Source organism: Pseudoalteromonas sp. H103 (assembly GCF_001469205.1).
Taxonomy (GTDB): domain Bacteria; phylum Pseudomonadota; class Gammaproteobacteria; order Enterobacterales; family Alteromonadaceae; genus Pseudoalteromonas; species Pseudoalteromonas carrageenovora.
Map to the genome: position 1 here is coordinate 282689 of NZ_LOFG01000017.1, position 6101 is coordinate 288789.

At 44.0% G+C, this 6101-nt stretch carries 5 protein-coding genes; all 5 read left to right on the forward strand.

Annotation, left to right across the window (positions count from 1 at the left end; genetic code table 11):
• Positions 1-40 precede the first annotated feature (40 nt).
• The gene (locus ATS74_RS15640) at positions 41-2572 is read left to right on the forward strand and encodes a DNA translocase FtsK (protein ID WP_058549790.1); all 2532 of its coding nucleotides are present in this window, start codon (positions 41-43) and stop codon (positions 2570-2572) included.
• On the forward strand, positions 2572-3198 hold the full coding sequence (gene lolA / locus ATS74_RS15645; protein WP_058549791.1) for an outer membrane lipoprotein chaperone LolA: 627 nt from the start codon (positions 2572-2574) through the stop codon (positions 3196-3198). The genes ATS74_RS15640 and lolA overlap by 1 nt, the downstream gene beginning before the upstream one ends.
• Positions 3191-4534, forward strand: coding sequence for a replication-associated recombination protein A (locus ATS74_RS15650; protein WP_058549792.1), 1344 nt, complete (start codon positions 3191-3193; stop codon positions 4532-4534). Before lolA ends, ATS74_RS15650 begins: the two co-directional genes overlap by 8 nt.
• Entirely contained in the window at positions 4527-4907 is a 381-nt protein-coding gene (gene crcB, locus ATS74_RS15655) for a fluoride efflux transporter CrcB (RefSeq protein ID WP_058549793.1), read from the forward strand. Before ATS74_RS15650 ends, crcB begins: the two co-directional genes overlap by 8 nt.
• 9 nt (positions 4908-4916) lie before the next feature.
• The coding region (serS, locus tag ATS74_RS15660; protein WP_058549794.1) for a serine--tRNA ligase at positions 4917-6101 on the forward strand (1185 nt) is incomplete at its 3' end.

The window sequence follows — 6101 nt, forward strand, 5'->3', positions numbered from 1 at the left end:
AAGCAAGTGCAAATAGAATAATAAAGAGGGATAGGAAGCTATGCGCCTAAACGGTGTGCAAAGACTATTAGAAACAGGGCTGATAATCAGTACCTTTGCGGCAATTTTCATTTTATGTGCCTTGATCAGCTTTGATCCAGCAGATGCTGCTTGGTCACAAACAAGCTTTAGCGAAGTAAGTAATATTACAGGCGCTGCTGGTGCGTGGATTGCTGATATATTATTACTTACCTTTGGTTGGCTCGCGTACTTTGTACCTGCGGCAATTCAGTTGTTTGGCTATTTATTGTTTAAGCAACCTCACCGAATTTTACAGCTTGATTACACAACGCTTGCACTTCGTGTTATTGGCTTTTCGTTATTTATAACGTCAGCTACCGCAATTAGCAGTATTAATTTTGACGATATTTATAACTTTTCATCTGGTGGGGTAGTGGGCGATGTTATTGCATCAGCAATGATGCCTGCGTTTAATTTTACCGGTACCACTATTTTATTATTGTGCTTCTTTTTTGCCGGCTTAACCCTATTAACAGGTGTGTCATGGGTTGAGTTTGTAGACTGGTTGGGCGATTTAGTTGTTAGGTTTTATCGTTATACTAAAGACTATGCACAAGGTTGGATGCAACGAGAACGTATTGCGGGTAGTGCAGTACAAGCTGATGCTCAGTTTAACGATGAAAGTTTTGATGAAATCGCGTTTGATACAAACAACGAGCTAAACGATTCCCCCGAATTTGAACAAGCACCGACTAACATTAAAAAACAAGACAAACAAAAAGCCATTACTAAAGAGCAGCCAACGTTTAGTGAGCCACAAATTAGTGATGACTACAGTCCATTTGATGAGCTTGACGATATACTCGATCAAGAAATTGGCTTTAGTGCCATAGATGACGAGCCAATGGATACAGAGGCTGCGCTTAACGCGCTTGATCAAAGCCAAGTCGTTGAGAGTGAAAAACCAGTTACTACGGTTGTATCGCCAGCTAGACCGATGCCTAAGCCAAAACCTGCGTATCAGCCACCGCCAACAGCAAAAGAAAAATTTGAAGAGTTACTTGATAAAGAGCCACCGCCGGGGCCTTTACCTTCACTCGATTTACTCGATAGACCAGACAAAGCTAAAAACCCAATTTCGCAAGAAGAGCTCGATAGTGTATCGCGTCTTGTTGAAACAAAACTACTCGACTTTAACGTGCAAGCCACTGTAGTAGGGGTTTACCCAGGGCCCGTAGTAACGCGTTTTGAGCTTGATTTAGCACCAGGTATAAAAGTGTCTAAAATTACTGGCTTATCTAAAGATTTAGCCCGTTCGCTTTCAGCTATCAGCGTACGCGTAGTTGAAGTTATACCGGGTAAAACATACATCGGTATAGAGCTGCCTAACAAACACCGCGAAATAGTCCGTTTATCTGAGGTAATTAACGCGCCTAAATTTGAGCAAAACCCATCGCCATTGACCATGGTGTTAGGTAAAGATATTGCAGGGCAACCTGTGTGTGCTGATTTAGGTAAAATGCCACACTTACTCGTTGCAGGTACAACTGGTTCAGGTAAATCAGTGGGCGTTAATGTCATGATAGTAAGCTTGCTGTATAAATCGGGCCCTGACGATGTACGTATGATCATGATTGATCCTAAAATGCTAGAGCTTTCAGTTTACGAAGGTATACCGCATTTATTGTGTGAAGTAGTTACCGATATGAAAGAAGCGGCTAATGCGCTGCGTTGGTGTGTAGGTGAAATGGAGCGCCGCTATAAGTTAATGTCGGCGCTAGGTGTGCGTAACCTAAAAGGTTATAACCAAAAAGTACTTGAGGCCAAAGAGGCGGGTTACCCAATTCTTGACCCATTATTTAAAAACACCGACGGCATGAAAGAAGGTCCCGATGAGCTAGATAAACTACCAAGTATAGTGGTAGTTATTGACGAATTTGCCGACATGATGATGATTGTAGGTAAAAAAGTTGAAGAGCTAATAGCCCGTATTGCGCAAAAAGCACGTGCAGCAGGCATACACTTAGTACTTGCAACACAGCGCCCATCGGTAGATGTAATTACTGGCTTAATTAAAGCCAATATACCTACACGAATGGCGTTTCAGGTATCAAGTAAAATAGACTCGCGTACCATACTTGACCAGCAAGGCGCCGAAAACCTATTAGGCATGGGTGACATGCTTTATTTACCGCCAGGCACAAGTGTACCAGAGCGTGTGCATGGCGCGTTTGTAGACGACCATGAAGTGCACGCCGTTGTAAATGATTGGAAAGCACGTGGTAAACCAAACTACGTAGATGAAATTTTAAATGGTGATGCAACAGAAGATATTTTATTACCCGGTGAAGCCAGCGAAAACGCCGACGAAGAGTCAGACCCTTTATACGACGAAGCAGTCGCATTTGTAATAGAAACGGGTAAAGTATCGGTATCATCAGTACAGCGTAAATTGCGTGTTGGCTATAACCGCGCAGCACGACTAGTAGAACAAATGGAAACATCAGGTATCGTAAGTTCACCAGGTCATAATGGTGCTCGCGATGTATTAGTACCTAATGGAGCAAATTGATGAAAAAATTAAACAGTTTATTATTAGTGCTTGGCAGCTTAGTTACCACGCCTAGCTTTGCTGATGACAGCCAAGCACTGCAAGACAAACTCGCCACACTTAGAAGCTTTAAAGCGCAGTTTTCACAAAACGTAACCGATTCGCAAGGCCAAGCTGTTATGCAAGGCGAGGGCACAATTGCCCTTAAACAACCTATGATGATCCGCTGGCAGCAAACAAACCCAGACGATACTTTATTTGTATCAAATGGCGACAAAACCTATTACTTCGACAGCTTTGCTGAGCAAGTAACCATAATGGATACCCACAGCCTGATAGACTCAACACCGTTTATCCTGCTTACTTCAAAAGATCCCGCTCAATGGGAAAAATACAGCGTACAAGCTACTAACTCTGGCTTTAGTGTTACGCCAAATAAAGGCGTAGAGAGCCAAGTCGAGCAGCTTGATATTACCTTTGCAGGTAACGAGCAAGGCCTTGCTAAATTAATCGTGACGGATAACTCTGGTCAGCTTTCATCATTTAGTTTTAGTGATGCACAAGTAAATACCGAGCTTGATACAAGTACCTTTGAATTTACCCCGCCAGAGGGTGTTGAAATAGACGATCAGAGTAACGGTGAATAGTTTAGGCTTTAACTTTGGGCCCGATGTACGCCCGCTTGCGGCGCGAATGCGCCCAACAACGCTTGACGAATACATAGGTCAGCAACATTTACTTAGTGGCGATAAACCCCTGCACCAAGCCATTGTTGCAGGGCGTTGCCATAGCTTAATTTTGTGGGGCCCGCCAGGGGTGGGTAAAACCACCCTTGCGCAAATTATTGCAAACCATGCCGATGCCGAGCTTATACAAATGTCGGCTGTTACCGCAGGCGTGAAAGATATTCGCGACAGCGTAACGCAAGCCCAAGGTAACCTACAAAGCCGCGGACAACGCACCCTTATGTTTGTTGACGAAGTGCACCGCTTTAACAAATCGCAGCAAGATGCATTTTTACCTCACATAGAAGATGGCACCTTTATATTTGTAGGCGCCACAACCGAGAACCCCTCGTTTGCACTTAATAATGCTATTTTATCGCGCGCACGGGTTTATGTTTTAAAGTCATTACAAGAGAGCGACTTATACACAGTTATAGAGCGCGCACTTTTGCAAGATGAGCAACTAAACCAAAAAAACATAGTTATTGCTAATAACGCCAAACAGGCACTGTGCCAAGCAAGCGGTGGTGATGCACGAAAAGTGTTAAACCTGCTTGAACAAGCGGTTGATTTAACCACCGAGCAAAATGGCACATACAACGTAGACGAGCACGTATTAAGCCAAGTACTTCCCACCCATTTAGCTAAATACGATAAAGGCGGCGATGAATTTTACGATTTAATATCGGCTTTTCATAAGTCAGTACGAGGCAGCTCACCCGATGGTGCGCTTTATTGGTATTGCCGTATTTTAGCCGGCGGTGGCGACCCACTTTATGTAGCAAGGCGCTTACTTGCCATTGCCACAGAAGACATAGGTAATGCCGATCCGCGTGCGATGGAAGTGGCCTTAAACGCATGGGATATTTTTCAGCGTGTAGGCCCAAGCGAGGGCGAACGCGCCATTGCACAGGCCACTTTATATTTAGCCAGCGCACCCAAAAGTAATGCGGTTTATATGGCATTTAACCAAGCAAAGGCTGATGCCAAAAACGAGCCAAGTTACCCCGTGCCAGAGCATTTACGCAATGCACCAACCAACTTAATGAAAGACCTAGGTTATGGCGCCGAGTACCGCTATGCGCATAACGAAGAAGGTGCCTTTGCTGCAGGTGAAAAGTACTTACCGCCAGAAATGGAAGGTAAGGAATATTACTTACCGAGCGATCGCGGCCTTGAGCAAAAAATTAAACAAAAACTCGATTACCTAAAAGAGCGCGATGCGCAAAGCTCACTTAAACGGTACGAAAATGATTAAACTTTATGTGATGATTGCCCTTGGCGGCGCCTCAGGAGCCTGTTTACGGTTTTTTATTAGCGAAACCATGCTAAAACTCCTCGGTAGGGGATTCCCTTTTGGCACGTTGACGGTTAATATTCTGGGTTCATTGTTAATGGGCATTTTGTACGGTTTGATAGATAAAGAAATTATCACCGCAAGCCCCGCTAAAACCCTTATTGGTATTGGCTTTTTAGGTGCGTTAACCACCTTTTCAACATTCTCAATGGACTCGTTGTTGTTGTTACAACAAGGTCACTTTATTAAAATGGCCCTCAATATCATCTTAAATGTGATGATCTGTATTTTTATGGCTTGGCTGGGCCTTCAGCTGGTAATGCAAAAAGGTTAAAAAACTAACATGTTAGATTCTAAATATTTACGACAAGACGTTGAGCAAACTGCAGCACGCTTAGCGGCTCGTGGCTACGAGCTTGATGTTGCAAAAGTGACAGAACTTGAAGAGCAACGCAAAACATTACAAGTAAAAACGCAAGAGCTTCAAAGTCAACGTAACGCCAGTGCTAAAGCTATTGGCCAAGCAAAAGCGAAAGGCGAAGACGCACAGCCATTACTCGACGCAGTGGCAAATTTAGGCAGCGAATTAGACGCAACTAAAAAAGCGCAAGACGAAGTATTAAACGCCATTAACGACATTGCATTAGCAATTCCAAACTTGCCAGACGAATCAGTACCAGAAGGCGCTGATGAAGACGACAACGTTGAAATACTTACCTGGGGCACGCCTAAAAAGTACGACTTTGAAGTAAAAGATCACGTAGATGTAGGGCAAGACCTAAACGGCCTAGATTTTGAAATGGGCGTTAAAATTAGTGGCGCACGCTTTACAGTAATGCGCGGCCAAGTAGCACGTATGCACCGTGCATTAACGCAATACATGCTAGACACCCACACAGACACAAACGGTTATACAGAAATGTATGTACCGTACTTAGTAAACAGCGCAAGCCTTTACGGCACAAGCCAATTGCCTAAGTTTGCAGGCGACTTATTCCACACATTAGGCCTAGTAAACGACGACGGTGAACAACAAGCTGGCTTTAGCTTAATCCCTACAGCAGAAGTACCGCTTACAAACAGCGCACGCGACGAAATTTACGAAGAAAGTGATTTACCAATTCGCTTAACTGCACACACGCCATGTTTTAGAAGTGAAGCAGGCAGCTACGGGCGCGATACACGTGGTTTAATTCGCCAGCACCAGTTTGATAAAGTTGAACTAGTACAACTAGTAAAACCAGAAGATTCTATGCAAGCACTTGAAGAGCTAACAGGCCACGCAGAGCAAATACTACAAGCACTAGAACTTCCGTACCGCAAAGTCATTTTATGTATGGGCGACATGGGCTTTGGCGCAGCTAAAACATACGACTTAGAAGTATGGTTACCGGCGCAAGATACCTACCGCGAAATTTCGTCTTGTTCAAATATGCACGATTTCCAAGCACGCCGTATGCAAGCACGTTTTCGCCGTGAAGGTGCTAAAAAACCAGAGTTACTACATACACTAAACGGCTCAGGTTTA